The organism is Paracoccus sp. SY, assembly GCF_002901215.1.
Taxonomy (GTDB): Bacteria; Pseudomonadota; Alphaproteobacteria; order Rhodobacterales; family Rhodobacteraceae; genus Paracoccus; species Paracoccus acridae.
This window is the reverse complement of sequence record NZ_NWMQ01000134.1, coordinates 1-1,450: the sequence shown is the minus strand read 5'-3', so window position 1 is coordinate 1,450 and position 1,450 is coordinate 1. Positions and strand designations below refer to the sequence as shown.

The window sequence follows — 1,450 nt, the reverse complement described above, 5'->3', positions numbered from 1 at the left end:
TTTCTCTTTTTCTGTTTGTCGATGTAAAAGCTGNATCCTTCCCTCCTGTTGGTGATTGTTTTTGCTTTTTCTTGGCGTCCTTTGCGAACGCGATCAAGCAAAGGGCCTTTGAACCGTATGCCCTTTCAGGAGGATGATATTTCTCTTTTTCTGTTTGTCGATGTAAAAGCTGGACATCCTGACGCCGCCTTCGTGCGCAAGTTTATTGCGATGAGGCCATGCGCGACCAGCGTTACGCGGCCCGCAAGGCACGGCGAGGCTGATACGGGAAGCCGCGCCGATCAGGATGTCTGGTCAACTGCCCTGGCCCCGTCGTTCTGGACGGTCCTCCGTAGCCCAAGGCAATCAGGAAGCCCGAGGCACGTCAGTGGCGAGGCCTCTCACTCATCCGGGCGTAATCCTCTGCGGTCATGATCCGGCAGTTGAAGAGCCTGCCCTCGTCATCCAGATCGCAGATCCACCAATGTCTTCGGGGAACAAGCGACACCTGGACCAGATGGCGACCCCGCTTGGAATATCGGATCCCGGTCCGAAAGCCACTCGCCTCCTCCGCGCTCTTGACAGCCCGGACCAGGCGTTCGTCCCTCAGTCGGACAGCCTCGCCGTGAGTGATCATGTGTTCCGCTCCGTCAGGTTCCGCCGGCACGGGGGATTCAACTTCCACGGGTCATTCCTGTTCCATGGCTATGTTTTCTCTCCCGCAATAGGCAGATGGCAAAGATCATGACTTGGAATCGTGAGATCTCAGGGGGCAGCGCCTGCTGCTCCTTGGAAGGCGTGTGACTGACCTGGCGGCGGACCAGCCAACCCAGACCCCAGGTCATCTTCCTGTGGTGATTTGCATTGATGGGGCTGCCATGATCAGGTGAGCGCTCAGCCATGAAAGGGCGTATCATGACGGAAACCGCAGAAGACCAGCAATCGGATGAGGTTGTCGCCGCCCGCGTCAGGTTCGCGTGCAACTCGATGGGCATGTCCGATGTCGAAGGCCAGGACATGGCGCGACGTGCAGTGGCGTTGCGGGCGAAGGCCCACCCCAGGAGGGATCCCGATGACTAGGAACATGGACCGGCACGTCCGCGAAGGGTATGGCACCCTGTTCGAGGCGGTCTTGCAGGCTTGCGCGGAGGCCGGGCTGACGGAGGAGGCCGCCACGGAGATTGCCGTGAGAACGGTGGAGATCGTGCAGGCGGGAAACATGACGCCCTGGCAAGACGATCATCCTCACTGACGCCCGAGCGAGACGATACGACGATACGATACGATATGAACGTGCGGCACATGGCAGGAGAAGCTTGGTAAGGGCCTGATGGTCCTAGGCCGCAGCTGCCAGACGGAATACACCTCGGCCTGGGTGCAATGCTCCGGGCACTCTTTCCTACGAAAGCGCCTTTTCGAGCGCTGCCATCAAGCGGGCCTCGGTGACCGGCTTGCGGACATTCTCGACCCC

The 1,450-nt window shown here is 59.6% G+C and carries 2 protein-coding genes; both read left to right on the top strand.

What is annotated here, in order from left to right:
• The first annotated feature begins 894 nt into the window (after nt 1–894).
• Complete coding sequence (locus tag CK944_RS23510) at nt 895–1,059, top strand: hypothetical protein (protein ID WP_158248136.1); 165 nt, start codon at nt 895–897, stop codon at nt 1,057–1,059.
• Nucleotides 1,052–1,231 carry a hypothetical protein gene (locus tag CK944_RS22080; RefSeq protein ID WP_103175174.1) on the top strand — a complete coding sequence of 60 codons (180 nt, stop codon included), beginning with the start codon at nt 1,052–1,054 and terminating at the stop codon, nt 1,229–1,231. Before CK944_RS23510 ends, CK944_RS22080 begins: the two co-directional genes overlap by 8 nt.
• Nucleotides 1,232–1,450: the final 219 nt, after the last annotated feature.

What these genes read in the sequence shown, in the direction of transcription:
- CK944_RS23510 (WP_158248136.1), top strand. Translation starts at nt 895, where the DNA reads ATGACGGAAACCGCAGAAGACCAGCAATCGGATGAGGTTGTCGCCGCC.
- CK944_RS22080 (WP_103175174.1), top strand. Translation starts at nt 1,052, where the DNA reads ATGACTAGGAACATGGACCGGCACGTCCGCGAAGGGTATGGCACCCTG.